This window comes from Neochlamydia sp. EPS4 (assembly GCF_000813665.1).
In the GTDB taxonomy this organism is placed as follows: domain Bacteria; phylum Chlamydiota; class Chlamydiia; order Chlamydiales; family Parachlamydiaceae; genus Neochlamydia.
The window spans coordinates 1-22,936 of record NZ_JSDQ01000100.1 but is presented as its reverse complement, the minus strand read 5'-3'; the positions used below and the strand labels follow the sequence as shown (position 1 = coordinate 22,936).

Sequence of the window (22,936 nt, the reverse complement as noted above, 5' to 3'; positions counted from 1 at the left end):
TAATCTCCAGGAACTTTTACTGCGCACGGCACCCTGCAATCTTTGCTGCCGGGTCTCTATATTGACAATGTTGGGGAGATTTCCTTGCCTTTGCGTCCAGAGCAAGCTGAACAGATCATGGCCGAATGTGAACAAGCCCCTTACGGATTTAAAGAAGAAACTCTTATCGATACTAATGTCCGCAATGTGTGGCAGTTATCGCCTTCTGCCTTGCAATTCCGGAATCCCGATTGGCAGGAAGCTCTCAAAAAGATGTGTATAAATATAGCCAAACAGCTAGGTTTGGGGGATGTCACCGTTGAGTGCGAGCTGTATAAGTTGCTGCTTTATGGCAAAGGCTGTTTCTTTTTACCTCATAGAGACACTGAAAAGATAGACAATATGTTTGCTACACTTGTCATCAGCTTGCCATCCCCACATGAAGGCGGTGAATTAATTATTAGCCATGCTGGTGAGAGCTTTTCCTACAGCTTCGCTGGTAATGGTAAGTTTTCTCCAGAATATGCTGTCTTTTATGCCGATTGTTTTCATGAGGTTAAACCAGTGCTTTCAGGCTACCGCCTCTGCTTGGTCTACAATTTAGCTCTTGCAGGCCGAAGCACACAGCCTCAGCTGGCAAAAAATGACGAGATCATTGAACAGGTTGACAGCTATATCCAAAAATGGAGCCAAGAACAGCATAAGTTTCCTTTCTTAACTTATTTGCTAGACCATTCTTACACAGAAAAAAACCTTTGTCTAAGCAACTTAAAAAGCAGTGATTATGCCAAAACCTCGATTTTGCTCAAAGCTGCTGCTAAACATCAGTGTAAAGCCTTTCTATGCCTCGTGAGCTATTATGAAGAAAGCTACGGAGATTACTATGGCGATGGATACAAGCGCAACAGATACCGCGATGATGATGATAGTGAATATAGTGAAAGTAACTACACTGAGTATGGAATCAACACTACTGAGATATATGCTCATAACTTTTTGGGAAATGATGGCAACAAAATAAAAATCGCAAAAATTCTTCTTAGTGAAGATGCCTTGTTAGCCGATAAGCCTTTGATCGGAGGTCCAGGCCGCAAGGTTTCAATCTCTGAAGCTACCGGCAATTCAGGAGCAACTAAAGAACTCTGGTACCATCGCGGTGCTGTGATCATTTGGCCAGAAAGTTCCGACCTTGAAGTTGTAGGTTATAGCGATTTAGAATATGGAGCCCATTACTTGGAAACTCTTCTTAAGTCTACAGTATGGCAGGAAGGATCTAATCTAGAAAAAGTGTTGAAGTTAGCACGCCACATTCTCGATCGCTGTACAAGCATGCAGTTCTATAAAATCAATGTTTTAGATTCCTTGATTACCTTGGCTGATGTCGATTTGCTTAAGTATTATCTACAGCGCTATCAAAAGTATTCATTTTCTTCTCTCGACGCTATGAGTGTTGCGCGATTGATTAAGCTTTTCTCTTTGACAGCACTTAAGCCAGAGATCGACGCCATTGCAGCCAAATCAAGAGGATCCCTATTCTCTTGGCTTTATGAACTTTTCATCGCATTGAAAGGCTACCCTGAACAACGTACTATTGTTGCAGGATATTTTGCCGTAGAGTGGCAATCTCGTTGTCGCCAAAAATTAAAAAATTTTAGAAGCGAGACCTTAACAGAGATCTTTCGATTGCTGGCCCTTCTGGATGATCAAGAACGGTTGGTGGAAACCGTTGCTGAACTCAACAGCAGTGAAGATCCCAAATTTGTAGTCGAAATCTTTGCACCAGCTCTTTTAAGGGCACTAGAAACTACATCTCCTGATTATGGTTATCAACGCGCTGTTTTTCAAGCTCTTGGCGCGGTTTATTTTAATAGAGTCACAGAGCATTTTGGTGTTGAACCCCAAAAGCCTATAACATGGGCACGAGCAGGGAGCTGCACATGTTCTTGTGAATTTTGTCAGCAATTTAATAAGTTTCTTTCGGATCCCGAGCGAGCCTCCTTTTCTATTGAAAAAACTCTAAAGCGCAATTTGCTACATATCCAAGAAATGATAGACAACAAACAGTTTGATGTCGTAGGGGAAATCATCAGTGACAAAAATAAATTTAGCGGACATTTCTCTAAAAATGAGGCATCTTATCTTAAGGCGTTGAAACTTTTTCAAACAGCTCATAAGCAGCAAAAACAAGTCGCAGCTCTTTTGCCTTGAAGATGACACTCTTCTAAGAAATAAGGCGTTACATGGAACAAAAAAAACACTGAAGTCCGTTTGGATTCGGGCAGGGTGAACCAAAATGGTCTCCAACTTTTTTATCTTCGTAAATCGTTTAATCTCATTGAAATTTAATTAATTATGTGAAACAAATAATAAATTGTTCCTCATTTTTAATGAGGATTAAATGAAATTATTTAATACTTTAATTATTTGTTGTGTTTTTTGGATGCGGCTTGCTGTCTGCTACCGAATTTACCATTAGCTCATATAATTGTGGGGGCTTTCCGATCACTATGACTATTTACGCGCTGCCAGCATGCAAAAATTAATGCAAGAAAGATATATTGCAGAGCCTGAAAATATGTCGCTCAATGAAAAAATCCAGAAACTTGCCTTGAAAATTCTATTTTCACCTGATTCTCAGGAAAAATTATCTGCACAGCAGGAATGGGATCAAAAAGGATATCAACATATCTTTAGACATCTAACTACTTCCCCAATGGATAATAACAGCCCAAATACGACTTGGAATCAAAAAGCAAATGAAATAATCACTTCTTATAAAGTTCGTCCTGTTGTAATTCACGAGAAGGAAGTAAAGCAAATGCTCGGTGAGCATTTTAAAGACTTGAGTTCTGATGTAGAGGCTAACACATCAACGCTTTTACAAGAAGTTCATGCAACTATGCCTATGAGAGTTTTTGCTCACCATCTTAAATATGATGTTATTTGCTTACGGGAAGCTGGCTATTTTGATAATTCTTTTGATAATTTGGAATAACTTCAACGCCTTTACTCATCATAATCATCGTGGAAAAATTAGTTTCTCCCTTCAAAAAAGATCCGAATGAGAACCTGCCCTTGCAAAGATAATTTCCGTTTCTGTCTTTTTATAGACCAGTAGCCAATCAGGCTCAATGTGGCATTCCCAGTAACCCACATAATCACCCTTTAGCTTATGATTGCGATTTTTGGTGGCAGCGGTCCATCAAGAGTTAAAAGCTTCATCACTTCTTTGAGCTTTTCTATATCCTTGCCTCGTTTCTTCGCTTTGACTACTTCTTTTTCAAACAGGCGTAGGTGAATAGGTTTAAGCATCTAGATACCGAGTTTTTTGAAGAGATCGTCGATATTGTCGCTTTCAACTAGATTTTCGCTCCTCTCAATTTGTTTTATAGCCTCAAGGGTTTCAGCATTTGGAGTGTTGGTACTATAAAGATGTTCGTGTATTCATCCAATAATGATCTCCCGCATACTTTTACTTAAAACTGCGGCAAGAGCTTTAAGCCTTTTATGATCTTCTTCCGGAACGTCTATAGTCATTCTGGACATATGGCCTTTTGCAGGCATAATTCTTCTCCTTCGTTCTTTACTTTTAATACACCAGAAATAAAGAAATAAGGAAATAAAAACATGAAAAGTTGCGAAAAATTTTTAATGGCTTAACGAGCGATCAGGCGTGCCCCTCTAGGGGGGCCATACCCTTGTTGTCCTACATAGCATAAGGAATTGATTGGGAGGTTCACTAGCGGTTCACTGAAATGCAGATTTTCCCAGCAAAATCCCTCAGAATTCAATAGCTTTTTGGCCTTAAATCCTTTACCACATTATGCATAGCGGCTGAATGATATTGGGTATGTCGGTGTTCTCCTGTCCTCATAACCGTCGGTCCCTGGTTCAAATCCAGGTTGCCCCCTTTTTTACCAGTGCTCACGCGCGCTTTTGAGCAATATTAAGCTTGAAATAATAAAGCAAGGCACCCTATGTTCGGGAAAACATGCGGCGCAAAAGCTAGAACGAATAACCATTAACCGCGTAGACAAGCCGGTTATGGCAAATGGTCGATGCCGGCTACATGGTGGAAAGTCAACTGGGGCTAAGATAACAGAAGGATCAGCTATTTAGAGAAAGGCTTCATGGAAGTATGGAATGCGTTCTAAGGCCATCTTAGAAGGAAGAAAAGCTTTTCGTGAATATATTCTTCAAAGAGAAAGTTTCATTGACGACCTTTAATAGCTATTTAAAGACATCAGAATGCGTTCCGGTTCTTTCAAAAATGATTTCTTGATCAGTTTTGAGATAAACAAGCAACCAGCCAGGCTCAATATGACATTCCCACCGCCCTTTAAAATTTCCAACGAGTCTGCGGTTTCTGTATTTTGGGCCGAGAGGTTTTTCGTGAGCGAGCTTCTCAGCTACTTCGAGGAATTTTTTCATGTCTTTTCCTCGTTTTTCTTGTTAGTGCAATTCTTTTTTGAATTGGTTGCGATAAGAAATTTTGAGCATTTATTTGAGACCACGCTTATCAATAAAGTCATTGAAGTCCTTGCAACGCACTAACTCTTTTCCTTCATCCGTTTCTTTAAAGTCTTTTAATGTCTTATCGTTTAGTTCATTATCAATGAGTAAATGATCTCTAAGACAATTAAGAACAAGATTTTTAAGAGTGACTCCCATAAAAGCTGCCATAGCTTTAAGTCTCTTATGCTCCTCATAGGGCATATCTATGGCCATTCTTGCATGTTCGTAATGATGTTACTGTGCAGTCATACCATCCCTCCTTTCCTGTAGTTTAGCACATTTGTGCTTTTCTTTAAATGATGGAGAGGAAATTGAAATTTTTTGGGGAAGATGACATTTATTTTATTGATACTGAATATAAAGATTTTGTTCCAACGAGACCTCAATGGGGGCCTATTAAAACTATAAAAAACTTAGTTGATCCTAAAGATGCAGAAAAGTTTTTAGCCGAGTATGAAAAACGTAAAGAGGCTTATGATAAGGAGAAAGAATCGCGTGAAGCTCAACAGAAAAAATACCGTGAAGCTTTTGAAAACCCCTATACAAGGTTAACCACAGGGTATGCAGGACATGGATTTGCTTTCCAATTATGCTCTTTAGCATAAGCTAACACTAGCTAGCTTAGCTTTTCTTAGGCTAGCTTGGTTTTTAACTTCACTCCTCTTGTAGTGTGCAAAATATAGCAATAAGCAAACGGTGCAGCAGTTTGCTTACTGCTATATTTAAAAACCTTACATTTTAGCAGCATTTTCCTCGTAAATGCCTTATGCATCTTGTGCATAACGGTTGGGTGGTATTTGGTTAGTAAGGCGGACTCCCGACCTCATCACCCGTTGGTCCCTGGTTCAAGTCCAGGTTGCCCTATTTTTTAACTCCCTTAGAATAAGTTGTAATACTTTTGTCATCTCTACCGCTCATGGTATTATGTCAAAATTTAGGAAATCTTTTAGTCAATCTGCGGACAGGAAGAATAGCAACTTACGACTACTACCCATAAAAGGCTTCTTTAAAACTTGATGTCAAGAAACAAGCTATATGTTTGCTGCATAGAGAATCCAAACGCCAGTTACAATGCTCTTAAAAAGACCGCTAGGGCGCTAACCATGTGCTGTAATACCCATCAGTTGCGCATTCATTTAGGATAGTAGAACAGATAGGTTCATGAATAGAATTTTGCCTACCAAATAGTTACAATAATCTTTTCGCCATTTCGATATAAAATCCTACTCGTGTGAGTAAAAAATAATAAGAAGATTGTAACATAAAGCATTTTCTATTCATGATAAAATCAATCAAATTAGCATTTCTTCTTTTGATAGATAGGCTGAAGAGGGAGTAGATTCAGGATGTAATGAGATTCCTATTTCTTACATTATAAGCTCTATAGCCAGTTAAAATAAGATCAGGAATTAATAATAAAAATCCTAAACTCAATAACTCTACACATCCGCGAACTATGTGATTATATTTATTGGGCAACTCATCTTTTGTAGCTTTCATGGCCTTTGAAATACGCCCTACTCCAATTAGAGTTCCGATTAAAGGAATATATCCTAATGCTTTTACAATATTGGCGGTTTTCCATGCGCCTTTAGCTGCATTGGTAATGGATTCATCCCTTATCTTTTGGTGTTCAGGATCATCAAAGTAAGGTGTTTCTTGTAGGTCTGATATCTGGGCATTCAGCTTTGCCATTTGTAAATTTAATGTTTTCTGGCTAGCTTTTTGAGCGATTTCTTTATAACAACTTTCAGCATTGCATGCAAAAGTTTCAAATCCAAAAGCGGGTACGCTTGTAAAGTACATAATTACCTCTTCTACAAAATTAATAATCAAAATAAAAAGTTATCATGCTATTACATTTTTTATCAATATTAATATTATCATTTATTAAAAACTTAAGTTTTTTAGTTCTTTGCAAGGCAGAGTTGCGTAAATGATAAAAAGCGTATGCGATAAGATTGTTCTTTAACATTTAAGGAGCTATAGAATTAGTTTGCAACAACAAAAATATAGGCAGGTTATGGACAAAAAATTTAACTACTGCATAGGTAACTGCTCCGAGTATAATAAAGCTTTAGTGCAAAGAGGAAGCATAACTTTATGGTTTTCGAATGAAGCCATTAAAGGATGGAGGGAAAATAAAAGTACAGGGAAGAAGGGGCTCGCCCAAGAACTTACTCTAATGACGCTATCCTATGCGTATTGATGATTAAAGCGGTTTATCATTTGTCCCTCCTAAGCTGTTCTAAGGATTTCTCTTGTCGTTGATTGCTTTGCTGGCTTTCAAGGCTTTCTACCCATATTCAATGGCTGGAAAAAATCCAACATTATTGGGCATTTTATTGTCCTCTTTAAAAGCATAAATAATTAATTAGCTTAATTGGAAATCAAATAGAATTTTTCAAAATATAGCAATATAAATCTATAAATAGAAGAAAATCATAGATGATCCCTCTATACTAAAAAATGGTTCAAAGGTATATATCTTTCTTTCAACCTTAAGGAAAAATGAGGAAACATGTCCTATCTAAAGGGCTAGATAGAGAGAGGGATTTCAAAAAATAATCTAAAAGCGATTAAGAAAAATATATGGCAAACAAAATAGTAATTCAAACAAAACGCCTTATCCTACGTTCTTGGATAGAAAATGATTTAGAGCCTTTTGCTCAACTCAATGCCGATGAGCGTGTGATGGAATATTTTCCTTATAGGCTAAACAAGGAAGAAAGCGATCAAATGGCAAAGCGTATGCAAGCTAAGATTGAGACAGAAGGTTGGGGATGCTGGGCTGTTTCTCGCCTAGATACCCAGAAGTTTATTGGGTTTATAGGTCTGAATACAGTGGATAAACCTACTTTTCCTCTTCATTTTGCTCCATGTACAGAAGTAGGATGGAGATTAGCTTATGAGTCTTGGGGCAGGGGATACGCTACAGAAGGCGCAGAGGCATGCCTTAAATATGCTTTTGAAATATTAAAGCTTGCAGAGATTGTTTCATTTACTGCTGCTCAAAATCGTCGTTCTATGGCCGTGATGAGAAAAATTGGAATGCATTATCATCCAGCTGAAGACTTCAATCATCCCAGGATTTCAGAAGGCCACTGGCTAAGAAGACATGTCTTATATCGATTAAAGGCAAGCGAATGGCAAAAAATGATAATAGGTAAGAAAGATAAATAGTTAAAGAAGGGAGGATTTAGAGATTAACAGCACTTTTTTTCAATTTATCTCATTTTTTTCTGCGCTAACTCCTGTCGAAACAAGTGTACAATTTTTCTATGATTTTCTTTGCTGCGGCTATGAGAATGTCTAAAATGTAGGAGGCTATTTATTTGTACAACTGAGCTTTTCTTATTTTGTATATTTGCCTGCTCCTAAGGATTGTTTGCAAGAAATGTGGGCTATTCATCATCTTCTGACTAAGCTTATTGATTGTTTCCTTTTATATAAAAATGCTTGTTTGGTTTTGCTTAAAGGTTGCCTCTAGCTTCTTCAAACGAAGAATATGGCTATAGAAAAGTTCTTTCCGAAGAACACTTTTTTCTTAAGCGGTACTCAAAAGAATTTGAGGAAGGTGCTAGCGCTTCTCTTTATTTAAAATCTCATAACATATGTTTGGTAGAGAATACTTCTAGGTTTAGCCAGCTATCTTAAAACTAGTGGTTAAAGCTGATTTGTCTATTTCCTTGCCAACCTATAGTCTTTTGTAAATAGAGAGCAATTTTTGAGGGTTATTTAAGACTCAATTTTATTCTTAAGCTTTAAACTAAGCGAAGAGAAAAGCAAAAAGTACCTTAAGATCACGGGAGATCAAGCAAAAAAATATGTTCGCTCTTATAAAAAAATGGTGAATTTATAATAGCAAATATATAAGTTGATTTACGAGCTTAAACCTTAACCTAAGGAGAGAATATGAAAACATTAGACATTGTTACAGCAATTTTACTAGCAGTTGGAGGTCTTAATTGGGGTTTAGTAGGGTTATTCGACTTTAATTTGGTTGAGTTTATCTTTGGTCAATTCCCTGCAATAGCAAGATTAATTTATGCTCTTGTGGGAGGAGCTGCTGTCTATCAGCTTTTTCAATGGAAAACACTAAAGCAATGTTGTAAATAGAGTTCTTAAAGAACAGTAAAAAAAATATATTAAATTGACTAGGGGTTTCTAACCCTCTATTATAAAATTTAATAGAGTAGCAAGAATTTTTACAGCTTCAATTAACGTATCCCTGCAAGTCATGTAGGGATACGTTAGGGTCGCTGAGGCAAGGTGAATATAAAGAATTTTTCTTAAGCAAAAAGTAATAAGTTTGCCTAGCTTTTGTTAAAATGCAAAGCCAACACTCTAAAATTTTTAGTTAAAAGATAAAAGAGAAATTAACATTATTACGGTAAATAGAAGGTTCTTTTGCCTGTCTACAAATAAATTTAAAATGATAGGCCTTTGAGCAGCTCTTCATGCAAACATATACTTAATAAAGGGTATGTTTATAAAGGAAGAGCTGGCAATAAGGATTAATGCACTTTTAATCTACCTAAACAGAGATTATTTAGGCCGTATAATTAAAAAGCTAGCTTTTGGCATTATTTGATCAATCGTTGAAGAAAGATTTTAAAGCCTGGGAATTGTTAGATAGCTGATAGTGTTAGCTAAAGCAGCTCCTGCTAACACATCGTGAGGCCAATGAACTTTTATGAGCACGCGGCCGATTGCTACTCCTATAGCGGCAAGATAAGAAAACGCAACAGCTGGAGAGAGGATCGAATGGCCATATCTTATGACCAAAAAGGCAGGGCCTAAAAAAGCTGCAGCTGTGTTGCCCGAGGGAAAAGAGCGACTGCCTCCCGTCGGCCGTTTTTCAGGAACGATTCTTTTTAAAATTTCCAAACAAATCTGAGTAATGAGGGTGGAAAGAGCAAGTCATCCAAAACCTTTGTAATCTTTTTTGAAGAGAGCATAGTCGCCTGAAATGACAGGAAGGGCTACCTGGCCGATATCGGTATAAGCTGCAATCCATGAACGTTGACAGGGAGTAATAGTTGGAAGGTAAGAACTAATTATAGTGGGTTGAACTCCATTTGTTGACTTAAAGTAGCCTACATTTGAATAAACATCCAACTAAGAATTCTTTAAGCTAAAGATGGCTAGAAAATTTTTTTAACTTCCAGCGTGGCTAAGGTAGCGTGTAAGAAATTTCATAAAGAAAAGGCAAAAAATCTTTTTTATCTAGATGATTACCGCTGCTAGGAAAGATAAGTCATTTTTCTCTCTGTTTTAGCAAAGGCCCTTTTTCTTTGAGGGTTTTTAATCTAAGAAAAACGCATGTTAGAAAAAAGCTTATTACTTGCTTCTTATTTAAATAAGCGATTAGAAATAGGAATAAGCGATTTGCTCATTTTTGTGCGGCCCCTTTATTCTCCAGGTTAACTGGAAGCTAAAGGGTTCAAAATAGACCTTACCAGAATAAATATCTTGTTTACAAAAGTAGGAATTTAAAGAAGATAAAAGGTGTGGATTAGAAGGAACTAAATGAAGGAGGAAGATTGGCCGGTTTGCTCCTTGTCGCAAATGTTCTAAAGAGATTTTGCAAGCTTTAAGGTCTAATCCCCATCGAAATATATTGTAAAAATTAAATTGCATTCCTTGCTGATTATGCCACGTTCCCTTTTCATCAAAGATTAGTAGGGTATGACTTTGCTTTGTTACTTTCACTTCTCCTCGTCCTTGGCCATTCCATCCTTTTACATCCTTCGAGTATGTTCGAGAAATAAATGTGAGCTTTGTAATGTTCTTTAAGCTTTTCCAAAATGCCAAAAGTATCTGATGGTTTTGCTCTTGAGATATAAATGCCATTAGAAAGATCTTTTTACTCCTTTTGCTTTTCCTGTCCACAAACAGGTTTGTGATAAAAGCGTCAACTAGTTTATCTAAAAAAGCAAGGATAAATATTTCAAAATCTTAGGAAAGCTTAAGTGTGGCATATATACCGTTTCCTTAGCAAGCAATCCTCTTGTAGGAATTTTTTGTTAACCCTTAGGATCCTTTAAGAAATGGATAAACTAAAAAGCTTAAGCTTTCTGTTAAAGCCTTAAATTTGGGTGGATGCAAGATAAACTGTGCGGCCACATCCTAACAATCTTTTATTTTCTCTTGCTAAGAGACAGCAGGGCTCTTCTCTTAGATATTTTATTCATTTAGCTTATAGGAGCTTTTTCAAAGCAGCCTCTAAAGGTATTTTCTTTTGTTACAGGTAGATAGAGAGATTCTCAAGCTTATAAATAACTAGATTATATAAGCTCACATCTTTTAACCTTTTAGCTAAGCTATTAGCTACTTTTTGATTGTTTAAAGCAATATGAGAGGTAAAAATGCAAATTTCTTCCGATTCCCCATCCACTCCTCAATCAAAGAAAGAGCAAATTATTGCTCTATTTCTAAAGGGGGTTACTGAGGTTGATGAGATTGCCCATTTAACAGGAGCTAGGCCGACCTATATAGGTTCTTTGTTACAAAAAGAAGGATTAATTAAAGGATATTTTGACTTATATACTTCTAGCCAGTTCTTCATGAATGCTTATTCAAAGAACTTTGCCAATCGGCTAGGCTTCAAAGATTCCCTATCTGTTCAAAAAAGCCTTAGAGTGCTTACTCGCAATTATAATAAGTTCAAAAAAAGTGGGGATCGCGCTGGACAGCATCATACCTTAATAATGGCACTCACCATGTTTAATCGTGCAAGATGGATGGGGAAAAATCAAGAAGCAAAAGCTTTTAGTCAATGGCTTATCGAGCATTTAAGCCTGGAGAAATAGCTGTGCCTACAGACTTTCTTCCAAATTTTAAGGTTCTCTTTTTTTGTACGTAGATTTAAAGTTATTCATAAGGAGTTTCAACTATCTACTAGGAGGTGAAAATGTCCAAAACGCTCAATCATCTCGCTTCTTCTTTAAGCCCCTATCTTCTTCAGCATCAATACAACCCTGTCGATTGGTATCCCTGGGGCAAAGAGGCTTTAGAAAAAGCCTACCATGAAGGCAAGCCGATCTTCTTATCTATTGGCTATTCGGCCTGCCATTGGTGTCATGTAATGGAAAAAGAATCATTTGAAGATAAAGAGATTGCAGAACTATTAAATAAGCATTTTATCAACATTAAAGTAGATCGGGAAGAGCGGCCGGATCTAGATCGTCTTTATATGTCTTGTGTGCAAGCAATGACAGGACATGGGGGGTGGCCCATGTCTATTTTCATGACGCCTGATTTAAAACCCTTTTTAGCAGGCACCTACTTTCCTCCTACTTCCCGCTATGGGATGCCAGGCTTTCGCTCCTTGCTACAGGAAATCATCCAGCAATGGAAACACAATCGCACTAAACTTGCTGCTTCCTCGGAAAAAGTTTTTCAATATTTATGGGAAGAAGAGAGCCAACATCAACAATTTCATGGTTCTCTTTCAGAGAAACTTCTCGAAGGGCTTATAGAAGACTGTCAAAAGGATTACGATTCTGACTGGGGTGGTTTTGGAAAAGCTCCTAAGTTTCCTCAGACTGGAGTGCTTTTTGCCCTCCTGCATCAATATCATCACCACGAGCAGCCAGAAAATTTAAAAATGATAACCCATACTCTTGAGCAAATGGCACGAGGGGGCATTTACGATCAGCTAGGAGGGGGCTTTCATCGCTATTCTGTCGATGAGAAATGGTTAATTCCTCACTTTGAGAAGATGCTTTACGATAACGCTCTTCTAAGCCGCTTGTATTTAGAATCCTATCAGCTTACTAGGCAAAAAAGCTTTCTTGATGTTGCTTTGCATACTTTGCAATATTTATTAAGAGAGATGCGCGATCCTTTAGGGGGCTTCTATTCCGCTGAGGATGCAGATTCAGAAGGGGAGGAAGGAAAATTTTATCTCTGGTCTCTTGCTGAAATAGAGGAGAGCTTACAAGATCCTCAACTCTTTTGCCATATGTACGGGATAACAAAGGAAGGAAATTTTGAAGGAAGAAATGTTTTACATCTTCTTACGCCTTTAGGAGCTCTTTCATTGCAAGAGCAAGAAAAATTGGCTTTAGATCGTCAAATACTTTTGGAAAAGCGCAATAAACGTATCAGACCTGGCTTAGATGATAAGATTCTGGTTGACTGGAATGCTTTGTTGATTTCTAGCCTAGCTAAAGCCTACCAAATCACAGGAGAATCCTTATACTTGGAGGCCGCTCAACAAGCAGCACAATTTATTGAAAATAATATGATTCAGGAAGGTCGACTGTATCATTTATGGCGAAGATCTTTAGGATCTACGCCAGGCTTTTTGGAAGATTATGCTAACTATATTTTAGCCCTTCTAGATCTTTATGAATGTGATTTTAATATAAATTGGCTGGAAAGAGCTCAAAACATGATGGAAAAAATGAAAGTGCTTTTCTGGGACCCTAAAGATAAAGCTTTTTTTGCATCCTCCCCAGAACATGGCTCGCTTTTAGTTCGTAAAAAAGTCTTTAATGATGATGCTACTCCTGCTGGCAATGCTCATGCAGCCCTAGCTCTTCTTCGATTAGGTAGTTATTATGAACATGGGGAATATAATCAGATGGCTGAGCAGATTCTTTCTTTGCATGCAACGGCAATGCAGCAAGCCCCTAAATGGTATGGTACCATGCTATGTGCGGTTGATTGCTATCTTTCTTCAATGCAGCAAATTGTCCTGCTTGGAGATGCACAAGATAAAAAAAATTCGCGACTTGCTTGCTGTAATTTATAGTGAATACCTTCCTCACAAAGTTGTGGCTTTGGTTGATAAAAGCCCTCAAGAGTTACCTATAAACAAAGATAAGGAAGGCGACCCAGGCACTGCCTTTGTCTGTTATCAACAACGCTGTTTTCCTCCCACTTCGGATCCTAGTAAGCTACGTTGCTTATTAAAGGAAGGAGCTGCATTGAAAAGGAAGCTAAGTTAAAACTTCTTAGCCTGTAAGCTATAATGCTGTGTGGGCAAGACTTTTAAATAGGTTGCTAATACGAAAAGTTTTTCCTTGAACCTACAGACGAGAAAAGCTTGAGAGAATGGCTAAAGAAGGTTAGCTCCAATTTAGGCAAATAAGATGGCCAGTTGAACGAGCCATACCTTGGCTGCAAAGGAAATTCTGTCGAATCTTATACGCTTTTGAGCAGCTCTTTGTGTAATCATATACTTAATAAAAAGTTTGTTTGTATGGAAAGGATCAGCATGAAAAAAGGTTGATTTCCTTTTTTGTTTATATGGGCAGAGTTTCTTTAAAAGGCATTAGCTAGATAAGAAAGAAAAGTAAAATATGGGTAAACACTTTCTACTTTTAGCTTAATAGCTTTTTGGATAAATCAATTAGCAAGATAGGTTCATAGAGGTTTAGCGTATGTGAGGCATAACTTTTTTTTCAAAAAAAGCCATTGCTTGATCCTCTGGCACGCGTAATTCATCAGTAAGGCCCCTTTCTCTTTTCCACTTATTCATAAACAATCTAGGATTATTTTGAAATTCTTTTGTTTCTAATTTGTTATGGATGTACTTCAATAATTTGTCCGGATCTCCATAGGCATTTCGACGCTGCTGAGCAAAAATTTTAGCTTCATTGATAAAGGGTTGAATATTTACACGACAATTTTTCAATAGGGAAGATGGCGGGATAGGTTTAGGAAGATGTACTGAAAAAAAAGTTTTTGCTGTCCGATTGCTGGGCTGCTGATCTTGCTTGGATAAGCTTGGATTTTTACTGATACGTCCATAAAGAGAGGCGGCAGCATAAACAGCTGCATAACCTACAGGGATTGCTAAAATAAAATAGGAAAACATTTTTAGTAGATTTAAAGCATTTAATTGCGCACAATTTTTTGGACAATTCCAAATTTCATGAAAGCCTTTAAAATAGTTTCTTGCCAGCGCTTGTAATCCCATGCTATTTTTCCTTGCCTTTATAGCTTTTATCTTTCTAAGGGTAAAAAGAATTTGATTAAATTCCAATCGTTATTATAAATTTCTTTGTTTTTTTAGTTTTTTAAAAAGTTATGTATAATAAATATAATAAAATTTAAATTACTGTTACAATCCTTAATTTTTTTTAGATAACTGCTTCTTCTCTTTTACCTCTGTAGGTGAAAGTGAATCAGGATCCCAGCTTTAAGTTTCTTCTTATACTTTCAATTAAACAGGGAGAGGGGGCTTTTAAAATAATTAGGGTAGCGCTCATATTTAAAGCGGGGATTAAATTGCTCAGAGGAGGTCAATTGATAGATAAGAAGTGCGAAGCTACCATAAGCTGTCCCCGCTAGCACCGTCTCGCCATACCCGCGAATGATATTTAAGATACCATGGAAAAACTGGTGGATCCCGCAGTTGGTCATATGCTTCCACTTTCTTTTATTCTTTTCATCAAAAACCATTCCTATATAACCTGCTCCTGCAAGAATCGCTCCTGCCGTTGCCTGCACGTTACCTGCTATAAAACGTACAATTCCACTATATATACCTATGACAGGAAGGCTCCCTAAAATATTAAATTGTTTTTCTATTTTATTTAAAGTTTGAAGGTAATCCATTTTCTACTCTTGTTTAGCAAACATTAATAAACGATAAATGTTAATATAAGGATGTTAATTTTATATAAAGAAAAATTTTCTAATAATTAAACTGTGAACTTAACAGCGTAAGAGGAAGTGTGCGGAGATATTAACCGCGATTTTAGCTTCCAGGTTGTTAGATAAATTTTTAGGTATTAATTAAGGGGCAACGGTAACGCTTAAGAGAAATTTGCCATAGCAAAATGTTTTTTAATAAGCTGAAGGGGACTATTTCTATAGCGTCTAACCTAGCAAAAGCTAACTTTTTTCTCATTTAACTAGAACTTTTGATTCTATGCGAGCTCTTTAAGGCAAACAGAGGCAGGGTAAACCTGCTATTCTTATTTATGCAAAGTGCTAGGTCTTTAAAAAATTTTATCCCTTCTTTTTGCTTTGCAAGAAAAGACCCTGCCCAAAAGATAATAACCCCCTTTTCTTGGAGAAATAGAAAGAATAGTGTTTGCTTTTCATATTTACAGGCGGTGAGATAAAAACTTTATGGGAATACCTAAGAAGTTGATTACCAAGATTAAGAAAAATATTGCTAAGAAGAGAAGAAAATCCGCTAAAGTTTTTATAAAATATGAAAGACTTCTTTCAGCTTTTAAAATAAAGATCGTTAAATAAAGAGGAAAAAGAGTAAGTTCTCTGGCAGAGAGTTAAGATAAATTTTTGAAAAACCAGCTCTCTTCTAACAATGATAGAATAAATTGCTATGAAACTTTAAGGAGCTTATATGATGTCGCCAACTTCTACTTCTAGCACCAACCTAAACCTCTGCGTAATAGACTCGAATAATGTAAAAGACGCGATATCAGGAAAATTGATGACTCATGCTGTTGCTTTGTTTCCTTGTGGTCACACCTTTAATGAAGATACGGTGATCCAACGTTTAGCAGGCGATAAACTTTGTCCTGTAGATGGAAAGCCTATTGAAAGGCATGCACCTAACCACACCGTGAGGCAAATTGCCGCAACAGCTGAGCTCCGTCCGTTAGAATCTTCTAGAGAGGTTTATATTGAGCGCTTAATCAACCTTCTGAAAGAACTTCAAATTCAAGAAAATCCGACTTTAAAGAAAATGTTTGAGCTTGGAGACAAAATTCACGCTCTTTCTCCTCTTTCTATTCCCTCTCTTTACGGCGCGATAGCTCATCTTCATTTTCCTGATAGGGATGGAGATGTGGCAGAACAGGTTCGTAGCTTGGATCAAATTTATCGGATTGAATCCAATCTTTCTGTTGAAGAAAAAGTGTCTTGTATCTTTAAAACGCTTTTTAATTTAGCGACTTCTTATTCTCCACAAGAAGGGACATCCAAGAATAGCAAAGATTTTACTCTTTCTAATTATTCCTCCTATCTACTAAATATTAGCCGCCTATGGATTTGGGGCCGCCTACCGGGAGGAAAGGAGTACTTAAACCAAGCAAAAATTAAAGCTTTACCTTTAAAGATAAAAGGAGAGCGGCTAGCACAATGGATTAAAGAGCATGATAAAAGAATTACCGACCTTGATTTAACTATAAAATTAAAATGTTTAACTTTAATTCGGCCGCGATTAGATTCATATTTTGAGGCTACAATTTTGCCGCCTGAGATCGGGCAACTTTCTCAGCTGGAAAGGCTTTCTATGAAATACAGATGGCTAACTGTACTTCCTGCCGAAATTGGGAAACTCTCCAAGCTGAAACAACTTGACTTAGGGAGCAACCTACTTGCCTCTCTTCCTGCTGAAATTGGGCAGCTTTCTAAGCTGGAACAGCTTGACTTAGGGGGCAACCTGCTTGCCTTTCTTCCAGCAGAAATTGGGCAGCTTTCTCAACTGGAAAAGCTTGATTTAGGCTGGAACAAGCTTGCCTCTCTTCCTGCTGAAATTGGGCAGCTTACTAAGCTGAAACAGCTTGACTTAAGCCTCAACCATCTTGCTTTTCTTCCTGCAAAAATAGGGCAGCTTTCTCAGCTGCCATCACTTGACTTAAGTGACAACCGGCTAACCGTACTTCCTGCTGAAATTGGGCAGCTTACTAAGCTGGAAAAGCTTGATTTACGAAAGAATCAGCTAACCGCACTTCCTGCTGAAATTGGGCGGCTTTCTCAGCTAGAACACCTTGATTTAAGCTGTAACCAGCTTGCCTCTCTTCCCGCTGAAATGGGGCAGCTCTCTCAGCTAACAAGGCTTTGGTTAAGCGATAACCAGCTCACCGCGCTTCCTGCGGAAATTGGCCAGCTTTCTCGGCTGTTGGAGCTTGTATTAGGTAATAACCAGCTAACTGCTCTCCCTTCTGAGTTTGGGCAGCTTGGTGAGCTGCGGCTACTTTACTTGAGTCAAAATCGACTAACCTCTCTGCCTATAACTCTTGGAAAGCTTTATGGCCTGCGAAAACTTTATTTAGACAACAATCAGCTGGCGACTATCCCAGCAACCATCGGGCAGCTTTCTGAGCTTTATAAACTTTACTTACACAACAATCGGCTAACTTCTCTGCCTAAAGCCCTCGGGCAACTTCATCAGCTGAGAGTTCTGTATGCCAGTGGCAACAAGCTAACTACTGTTCCTAAATCAATCCTACAGCTTGCTAATCTTTTCTGTTTTGTTGATGTGTAGGAGACAAACCTCTATGGAAAATGTTTATAAAAGTAAAATCGTTTAACGTTGAATTAATAGATTAAAAGGTAAGGGGTCCTAAAGCATTTTTTTGCAACTTAAGTAACTTGGGTTTCAAGGCAGCATTTAACAAACCAACATTTGACTCTCTTTAATTCAAAAAAAGATCTTTGTTTTCTTTAGCCTCTTCTAGCAAAAATTAGGCTGAGAAGTAAATCTTTTCTAAACATGTAAAGGTCCTTGTTTATTTAAGTTTTTATCTATTTTTTGATAGTCGAGAAAACAATTTGATTAACAAGTCGAAAATTTTTGAATAAAAAATTTACATGGTTACCTTTTTAAGGATGGCTAGCATAGAGGTTCACATGCGAATTAAGTTAAAAATTTCTTTACATAATTTTTTTTCTTATTTACTTTAAATTATTTCTTAAGCTTATTCATTCACTCTATTGATCCTAGCCATCCATAAAAGCCAAACATTTAACTCACCTTCGATGCTAATAATTTATTTGCTGCTGCTATTTATTGTAGTCGCTTCTGCTCCAACTATTCCAGCTAAAAGTCCAAAAATAGAAGATGACTGAATTAAAGCAAGTGGTATAGGCTTTTATAAATAATCATTAGCTTTTGTTTAGCATAAGAATTTTTAAGCAACCTTTTTTATATAATTCTTGTTTAAAAAGGGATCTATTTGAGATGGTTAGAGGAAAGTTAGAGAGAGGATTCATTAAAAAATGAAAGAGATTACCCTAATTTTTCCCCATCAGCTTTTTGAAAAACATCCTGCCTTAGATAAAACGCGCCCTGTTTGCTTAGCTGAAGAATTTCTTTTTTTTAAGGTCCAGAAATTTCACAAGCAGAAACTTGTGCTTTTGCGAGCAGCTATGAAAGCCTATGCCGATTGGTTAGAAAAGCAAGGATATTCTGTTTTCTATATTGACTCCACCTCTTTAAATAAGCGGGGAGACCTTTTTGAAATTTTAGCCCAGAAAGAATATGACCAAGTTCACTTAGCGAATTTAACGGATGATTGGCTTTCTCAAGATCTTACTGAAGCTGCTAGAAAAAATCATTGGAACCTCTGCTTTTATGAGTCTCCAATGTTTTTATGTACCGAAAAAGAGCTTCAGCTTTTTTTTAAAGGAAAAACCCATTATTCAATGGTTCCTTTTTACATTTATCAACGCAAGAAACTTAATATTTTGATGGAAGGAGACTCTCCTGTAGGGGGTAAATATAGTTTTGACAAAGAAAACAGAGAACGTTTACCTAAAGGAATTGTTATTCCTCCACTTAGTGTGCCTAAACAAAATCGCTGGGTTAAAGAAGCAGTTGAGTATGTAGAAAAAGAATTCCCTAACGCTTATGGTAAGTCTACACCCTTTTCCTATGCAGTCACTTTCAGCGAGGCTAAAGAAGTTCTTTCTGATTTTATTGCGCATAGACTTCAGCTATTTGGTACCTATGAAGACGCCATACATGCCACAGAGGCAGTGATTTTTCATAGTGGTCTGTCACCTTTATTAAATATTGGATTAATAACTCCTCAAGAAGTAGTTGAAAAAGCTCTTTCTGCTCATACAAACCTTAATATTCCTTTAAATTCCTTGGAAGGCTTTCTGCGGCAGATTATAGGGTGGCGCGAGTTTATTAGAGCTTGCTATCTCTTAAAAGGAAGAAAGGAAAGGTGTTCTAATTTTTTTAGGCATACTGCTCCTTTACCTAAAGGATTTTGGGATGGAACTACAGGAATTTTACCTATTGATAATGTGATTAAGCGCTTATTGCAGACAGGTTATTGCCATCATATCGAACGCCTCATGATTTTAGGAAATTTTCTCCTTTTAGTAGAAACTGATCCAAACGCTGTTTATGAATGGTTTATGGGTTATTTTGTTGATGCTTAGGACTGGGTGATGGTACCTAATGTTTACGGAATGAGCCAATATGCTGATAAAGGGTTGATGAGCACAAAACCTTACATATCAGGAGCAAACTATCTGCTTAAAATGAGTGCTTACAATAAAGAAGAGTGGGTAGATAAATGGGATGGCCTTTTTTGGCGCTTTCTTGCAAAGCATCAAGCTCTCTTTGAAAAAAATCCTAGAACAAAGATGCTTCTTAAATTGCTACAAAAAAATGCTAATACTATTCATCCAAAAATAGCCTTAGCAGAAAAATGGCTGATGCAACAGCGTTAACTTCTATATTGAAGAGCCGGAATCAAGATAAATAATTTATAATCCTGACTAAGGAAGCAATAGGGGAGATAAAGAAATTTAATTTAGCTACGACCTTAAGAGCTGATGCAGCTTTTGCTTTGACAGCCTGCTCTCAAAGTCTCTATGATTTTCCTAAACTATCTTATAGGCTTTTAAGCTGCTCCTTATGTAATCCTATATTTTATAACATTCCTTTCCTTAAGTAGAGAGACAGCTCTTAGAGGGTTGAGTATGCAAACTTTGCTTTTCTTAAATTATTATTAATCCCTAGAAATAAAATTTATCTTTAAAATTAATATAAGCTTCCAAGAACAAATGCCTAGCTCTAAAGTAGCCAAGCTATGTAAGCCTTTCTTAGCTGAATCGGCTGGCAAAATATAATGTAAGCCTGCTTGCGGTTCCTATTAGAAAAGATCACCAAGCCGCATCTAACCAGAGTTACTATTAAAAGCCAATCTTTTAAGGTGGCTTGATTAGTGATCGTAGACGGCATAGGTAGCAAACCCAAATAGCATTTCTGTTAAGAAGGTATTTAAATAGCTAGTTTATTGGTGTAATGAAAGTATAATAACCAAGAGAGATATACATGCGACATAGATAAAAAAACTGGCGGGTATTATTTTAGGCGAATCATTCGTAAGATGGCCAATATTGGGGCGATAAAAGCTCCTCCTCATCAACCTAGCCACACAGCAAAAATAGGCTGGAAAGAACCGAGATAAGTCCAACGTGTATGACCCTCTCCTAAAATTTTTTGTAAATGCTTGATTTATTCAATTATTAATCCTTTAACATCCTTGGACATACTGTATCTATTTTTGACTTAATGGACTTTCACTACTACCACGGTGATATTATCTGTAGAATTTTTCTCCAGCGCATAATCAACCAATTGTTGAGCTAAATTTTTTGGGGAATTATCCAAGGTGGTCTCTGCCTCCTCTATTTCTTCTTCTTCTGTGTTTTCTAAGTCAACCAAAGGCTCTTCTTCTTTTTCTTGAGACTCTGAGTTAACATATGCTATTATCTCATTTTCTAAAACATAATCTTTTAATCCATCACAAGCGATGATAAGAATGTCTCCTTTTTTTAATCGGTTGACAGTAATTTTGGGCTTGTGAATAACTGCTGGTTTATCAGGCTTTCCAATAGCATATTTATCACCGATAGCACGACTTACATTAATACCAATACGCGAATTAGGATACCTTAACATCTTAGGATTTTTTGCAAGAGGCCATGCTTCTGCTAGCGTCGGATTTTCCAGAGCTATAGCTGCTCTTGCTGCTTCTTTTGCGTGCCTCCAATTTCGCACACAAGATAGAGCGATGGACTCTTTGTTTCTATAGATATTAGCTTCAGTATCACCTAAGGTAGCTGTATAAATAAGATGGGTATTTTTATCTATAAAGCTTATAGCTAGTGTAGTGCCTATCATATCATAGTAAGTGTGCTGGACAATATTTTGGTGAATCTCATCAATTAATTGTTCGAAAGTTTGATGTACATTTCCTTTATTCAAAGCTAATGTTTCGAAGAAATTTTTTTCAAATTCTTCTTTCGCCTGCTTGGCAACTTGTCTGCCCCCATGCCCATCAAAAACCCCCATTAAAGCGCCTTGGGAATTCTCTTGAAAAAGGTGGACATCTTCCATACGTGGTCTTTTACCTTGAGCTTCGGCTGATACATATTCCAAGCTTAAAGCAGGAGCTTTAGGCAGATTATCATCTAGGATAGGGAGACAACTTTGATAAGTGGCATAAGCCAGAATATCCTCTTCTATATGCTCTTCCATAGCTTTTTGAGAGTTTTTTAGCATTTTCTGCATAGCATGATCTATCTTTAAATTACGGGGCTTCCAAATTGCATATTTTTTTCTCTTTAAAATTTGTTTGCTTAGCTCTGTTTCCTTAACTTCCAGTGCTCGTTTCATCACCTTTTTTTCTTTTTGAAATGATTGAGCTTGTAATATGGATTCTTTAGAATCATTTTCAGAGGTGGAAATTATAGGGTCAGAAAGATTCATTACCATTTCGAAAAAAAAGCTTCCAGGCCTAGCTTGTCCATCGGTTTCTTTCATCATAAACAAATCCTACTTTAAAATAATTTTCTAGTACTTCTTTTGTCGCTAAACTTGGTTAAATTTATCGAAAGCTTATACAAGTTTTTTCTGCTTTAAATTCTTCTAATATTTAACAGTTATTTACTTTAGCTTGTTTTTATCTTTGTGCCTAGTAATAAAAATACTTAGCATTCATGTTTCTCATTTTCTGATTAGCGAGGTAAGTATTAAATAAAGTGATTAATCATATTGTAAAGGAGATGCTAGGTTCAAACACAGGGAAATAGAAAAGTAAAATTTGCTTCTCCTTTATCAATAGCTAGGAGGAGGCTTCACTGCATGTTACTTGGGGAGCGATAAGAAAAAGAGATTTATTACCATCTCGATGAGCGTAAAAGCTGCTTATAAAGCCTGTGCTTATAGATAAGCTTTTTACCGATCATCTTAAAGGCGAGGCCTAAATCCTTTAATGCCTCCAAGAAGAGGAGAAAGACTTAAAGCCAAGAGACGGACACTCGGTGACTAAAGAGATGAGCAATCCATTAAAAGTCATTAAAGATTTTGGAAGAGACGAGGAAGCTAGGCAGCTTTGGAAGAGGCTCTGCAGCTATTATGGAAGATCGCTTGCTGCCACGGCAATGTCTTGCTTTAAAGAAGCTTTGAAAGGAATTCTTCCTCTAGGAAAGTAGCTTACCAGTGAGCAGGGCTATATGCTAAATCGTTGTCTGTAAATTAAGATCACAATAGTTGGAAGGTCTCCAAAGCATGGGTACTAGCTGATGTGATAAGCCCTAGGATAGATTGCGCCTTATCAGATGAGCTACTCACTCATTTACGCTTTAGCGTTGATTGAATCTTAGGAAATAAATCTCTCTAACTTTTATTTTAATTATTTTTTTAGTGTAAAGATTAAAAAAAGAAGGGGGTTGGACTCTACTTCTTTTTTTTTAATTTTTT

General features: G+C 37.0%; 23 protein-coding genes and 1 pseudogene. 12 read left to right on the top strand and 12 right to left on the bottom strand.

All coding sequences use genetic code 11. The annotated features are described in order from the left end of the window. The first annotated feature begins 90 nt into the window (after positions 1–90). Positions 91–2,187: a 2OG-Fe(II) oxygenase gene (locus DB42_RS09875; protein WP_155117503.1), complete on the top strand. Its 2,097-nt coding sequence runs from the start codon at positions 91–93 to the stop codon at positions 2,185–2,187. Between the two features lie 322 nt (positions 2,188–2,509). Continuing rightward, complete coding sequence (locus DB42_RS09870; RefSeq protein ID WP_155117502.1) at positions 2,510–2,974, top strand: hypothetical protein; 465 nt, start codon at positions 2,510–2,512, stop codon at positions 2,972–2,974. A 51-nt stretch (positions 2,975–3,025) separates the two neighbouring features. On the opposite strand, the gene DB42_RS11640 is transcribed toward DB42_RS09870, so the two are convergent. The 3 genes from DB42_RS11640 to DB42_RS11370 form a co-directional block, all read right to left on the bottom strand. Then, positions 3,026–3,133: a type II toxin-antitoxin system YafQ family toxin gene (locus DB42_RS11640; RefSeq protein ID WP_238579026.1), complete on the bottom strand. Its 108-nt coding sequence runs from the start codon at positions 3,131–3,133 to the stop codon at positions 3,026–3,028. An 11-nt stretch (positions 3,134–3,144) separates the two neighbouring features. Beyond that, positions 3,145–3,291 (bottom strand): type II toxin-antitoxin system YafQ family toxin, encoded by a 147-nt coding sequence (locus DB42_RS11635; RefSeq protein WP_238579025.1) that lies wholly within the window; start codon positions 3,289–3,291, stop codon positions 3,145–3,147. A gap of 132 nt (positions 3,292–3,423) precedes the next feature. Further along, positions 3,424–3,543 (bottom strand): hypothetical protein, encoded by a 120-nt coding sequence (locus tag DB42_RS11370; RefSeq protein WP_155117501.1) that lies wholly within the window; start codon positions 3,541–3,543, stop codon positions 3,424–3,426. A 480-nt stretch (positions 3,544–4,023) separates the two neighbouring features. Here DB42_RS11370 and DB42_RS11940 point away from each other — a divergent pair, with 480 nt between their 5' ends. Beyond that, positions 4,024–4,098 (top strand): HGGxSTG domain-containing protein, encoded by a 75-nt coding sequence (locus DB42_RS11940; RefSeq protein WP_368665354.1) that lies wholly within the window; start codon positions 4,024–4,026, stop codon positions 4,096–4,098. 111 nt (positions 4,099–4,209) lie between these two features. Here the strand turns inward: DB42_RS11940 and DB42_RS09860 are convergent. After that, a pseudogene (locus DB42_RS09860) lies at positions 4,210–4,416 on the bottom strand (type II toxin-antitoxin system YafQ family toxin); the annotation flags it as partial. A gap of 63 nt (positions 4,417–4,479) precedes the next feature. After that, positions 4,480–4,707 (bottom strand): hypothetical protein, encoded by a 228-nt coding sequence (locus DB42_RS09855; protein ID WP_044882812.1) that lies wholly within the window; start codon positions 4,705–4,707, stop codon positions 4,480–4,482. Positions 4,708–4,805: 98 nt separating this feature from the next. Between DB42_RS09855 and DB42_RS09850 the strand changes: the two genes are divergently transcribed. Beyond that, entirely contained in the window at positions 4,806–5,099 is a 294-nt protein-coding gene (locus DB42_RS09850; protein ID WP_044882811.1) for a hypothetical protein, read from the top strand. Positions 5,100–5,835: 736 nt separating this feature from the next. Here DB42_RS09850 and DB42_RS09845 read toward each other — a convergent pair. Beyond that, positions 5,836–6,330, bottom strand: coding sequence for a hypothetical protein (locus DB42_RS09845; RefSeq protein WP_155117500.1), 495 nt, complete (start codon positions 6,328–6,330; stop codon positions 5,836–5,838). Positions 6,331–7,086: 756 nt separating this feature from the next. On the opposite strand from DB42_RS09845, the gene DB42_RS09835 reads away from it, so the two are divergent. Then, positions 7,087–7,677 carry a GNAT family N-acetyltransferase gene (locus tag DB42_RS09835; RefSeq protein ID WP_044882809.1) on the top strand — a complete coding sequence of 197 codons (591 nt, stop codon included), beginning with the start codon at positions 7,087–7,089 and terminating at the stop codon, positions 7,675–7,677. A gap of 732 nt (positions 7,678–8,409) precedes the next feature. Next, positions 8,410–8,613: a DUF378 domain-containing protein gene (locus DB42_RS09830; RefSeq protein WP_039383478.1), complete on the top strand. Its 204-nt coding sequence runs from the start codon at positions 8,410–8,412 to the stop codon at positions 8,611–8,613. A gap of 495 nt (positions 8,614–9,108) precedes the next feature. Here the strand turns inward: DB42_RS09830 and DB42_RS10685 are convergent, their stop codons facing one another. From DB42_RS10685 to DB42_RS09820, 3 genes are all read right to left on the bottom strand, one after another. Next, positions 9,109–9,384 carry a phosphatase PAP2 family protein gene (locus DB42_RS10685; RefSeq protein ID WP_162180781.1) on the bottom strand — a complete coding sequence of 92 codons (276 nt, stop codon included), beginning with the start codon at positions 9,382–9,384 and terminating at the stop codon, positions 9,109–9,111. Positions 9,385–9,417: 33 nt separating this feature from the next. Further along, positions 9,418–9,615, bottom strand: a complete 198-nt coding sequence (locus DB42_RS10680; protein WP_052436124.1) for a hypothetical protein — start codon at positions 9,613–9,615, stop codon at positions 9,418–9,420. A 249-nt stretch (positions 9,616–9,864) separates the two neighbouring features. Continuing rightward, positions 9,865–10,350, bottom strand: coding sequence for a DUF6314 family protein (locus DB42_RS09820; protein ID WP_044882808.1), 486 nt, complete (start codon positions 10,348–10,350; stop codon positions 9,865–9,867). A gap of 515 nt (positions 10,351–10,865) precedes the next feature. On the opposite strand from DB42_RS09820, the gene DB42_RS09815 reads away from it, so the two are divergent. Next, the gene (locus DB42_RS09815; protein ID WP_044882807.1) at positions 10,866–11,309 is read left to right on the top strand and encodes a hypothetical protein; all 444 of its coding nucleotides are present in this window, start codon (positions 10,866–10,868) and stop codon (positions 11,307–11,309) included. Between the two features lie 101 nt (positions 11,310–11,410). Beyond that, positions 11,411–13,258, top strand: coding sequence for a thioredoxin domain-containing protein (locus tag DB42_RS09810; protein ID WP_052436123.1), 1,848 nt, complete (start codon positions 11,411–11,413; stop codon positions 13,256–13,258). Positions 13,259–13,882: 624 nt separating this feature from the next. Here the strand turns inward: DB42_RS09810 and DB42_RS09805 are convergent. Both DB42_RS09805 and DB42_RS09800 read right to left on the bottom strand, forming a co-directional pair. Then, positions 13,883–14,428 (bottom strand): hypothetical protein, encoded by a 546-nt coding sequence (locus tag DB42_RS09805; RefSeq protein ID WP_044882806.1) that lies wholly within the window; start codon positions 14,426–14,428, stop codon positions 13,883–13,885. A 242-nt stretch (positions 14,429–14,670) separates the two neighbouring features. Beyond that, positions 14,671–15,069 carry a hypothetical protein gene (locus DB42_RS09800; protein WP_044882805.1) on the bottom strand — a complete coding sequence of 133 codons (399 nt, stop codon included), beginning with the start codon at positions 15,067–15,069 and terminating at the stop codon, positions 14,671–14,673. Positions 15,070–15,826: 757 nt separating this feature from the next. Here DB42_RS09800 and DB42_RS10670 point away from each other — a divergent pair. The 3 genes from DB42_RS10670 to DB42_RS10665 all read left to right on the top strand — a co-directional run bounded on the left by DB42_RS10670 (position 15,827) and on the right by DB42_RS10665 (position 19,896). Continuing rightward, positions 15,827–17,695 carry a leucine-rich repeat domain-containing protein gene (locus tag DB42_RS10670; protein WP_080502836.1) on the top strand — a complete coding sequence of 623 codons (1,869 nt, stop codon included), beginning with the start codon at positions 15,827–15,829 and terminating at the stop codon, positions 17,693–17,695. A 734-nt stretch (positions 17,696–18,429) separates the two neighbouring features. Beyond that, a complete protein-coding gene (locus DB42_RS09790) occupies positions 18,430–19,602 on the top strand; it encodes a cryptochrome/photolyase family protein (protein WP_052436120.1) in 1,173 nt (390 codons plus the stop codon). 9 nt (positions 19,603–19,611) lie between these two features. Next, positions 19,612–19,896 (top strand): hypothetical protein, encoded by a 285-nt coding sequence (locus DB42_RS10665; RefSeq protein ID WP_052436119.1) that lies wholly within the window; start codon positions 19,612–19,614, stop codon positions 19,894–19,896. 844 nt (positions 19,897–20,740) lie between these two features. Here DB42_RS10665 and DB42_RS09785 read toward each other — a convergent pair. Next, positions 20,741–22,000 carry a PP2C family serine/threonine-protein phosphatase gene (locus tag DB42_RS09785; RefSeq protein ID WP_052436118.1) on the bottom strand — a complete coding sequence of 420 codons (1,260 nt, stop codon included), beginning with the start codon at positions 21,998–22,000 and terminating at the stop codon, positions 20,741–20,743. A gap of 497 nt (positions 22,001–22,497) precedes the next feature. Between DB42_RS09785 and DB42_RS11365 the strand changes: the two genes are divergently transcribed. After that, positions 22,498–22,668 carry a hypothetical protein gene (locus DB42_RS11365; protein ID WP_155117498.1) on the top strand — a complete coding sequence of 57 codons (171 nt, stop codon included), beginning with the start codon at positions 22,498–22,500 and terminating at the stop codon, positions 22,666–22,668. Positions 22,669–22,936 lie beyond the last annotated feature (268 nt).

Excerpts from the sequence above, each read along its gene's own strand:
- DB42_RS09870 (WP_155117502.1), top strand. The coding sequence starts at position 2,510 with ATGCAAAAATTAATGCAAGAAAGATATATTGCAGAGCCTGAAAATATG.
- DB42_RS11635 (WP_238579025.1), bottom strand. The coding sequence starts at position 3,291 with ATGCTTAAACCTATTCACCTACGCCTGTTTGAAAAAGAAGTAGTCAAA.
- DB42_RS11370 (WP_155117501.1), bottom strand. The coding sequence starts at position 3,543 with ATGCCTGCAAAAGGCCATATGTCCAGAATGACTATAGACGTTCCGGAA.
- DB42_RS09855 (WP_044882812.1), bottom strand. The coding sequence starts at position 4,707 with ATGGCCATAGATATGCCCTATGAGGAGCATAAGAGACTTAAAGCTATG.
- DB42_RS09835 (WP_044882809.1), top strand. The coding sequence starts at position 7,087 with ATGGCAAACAAAATAGTAATTCAAACAAAACGCCTTATCCTACGTTCT.
- DB42_RS09830 (WP_039383478.1), top strand. The coding sequence starts at position 8,410 with ATGAAAACATTAGACATTGTTACAGCAATTTTACTAGCAGTTGGAGGT.
- DB42_RS09820 (WP_044882808.1), bottom strand. The coding sequence starts at position 10,350 with ATGGCATTTATATCTCAAGAGCAAAACCATCAGATACTTTTGGCATTT.
- DB42_RS09815 (WP_044882807.1), top strand. The coding sequence starts at position 10,866 with ATGCAAATTTCTTCCGATTCCCCATCCACTCCTCAATCAAAGAAAGAG.
- DB42_RS09810 (WP_052436123.1), top strand. The coding sequence starts at position 11,411 with ATGTCCAAAACGCTCAATCATCTCGCTTCTTCTTTAAGCCCCTATCTT.
- DB42_RS09805 (WP_044882806.1), bottom strand. The coding sequence starts at position 14,428 with ATGGGATTACAAGCGCTGGCAAGAAACTATTTTAAAGGCTTTCATGAA.
- DB42_RS09800 (WP_044882805.1), bottom strand. The coding sequence starts at position 15,069 with ATGGATTACCTTCAAACTTTAAATAAAATAGAAAAACAATTTAATATT.
- DB42_RS10670 (WP_080502836.1), top strand. The coding sequence starts at position 15,827 with ATGATGTCGCCAACTTCTACTTCTAGCACCAACCTAAACCTCTGCGTA.
- DB42_RS09790 (WP_052436120.1), top strand. The coding sequence starts at position 18,430 with ATGAAAGAGATTACCCTAATTTTTCCCCATCAGCTTTTTGAAAAACAT.
- DB42_RS10665 (WP_052436119.1), top strand. The coding sequence starts at position 19,612 with ATGGTACCTAATGTTTACGGAATGAGCCAATATGCTGATAAAGGGTTG.
- DB42_RS09785 (WP_052436118.1), bottom strand. The coding sequence starts at position 22,000 with ATGATGAAAGAAACCGATGGACAAGCTAGGCCTGGAAGCTTTTTTTTC.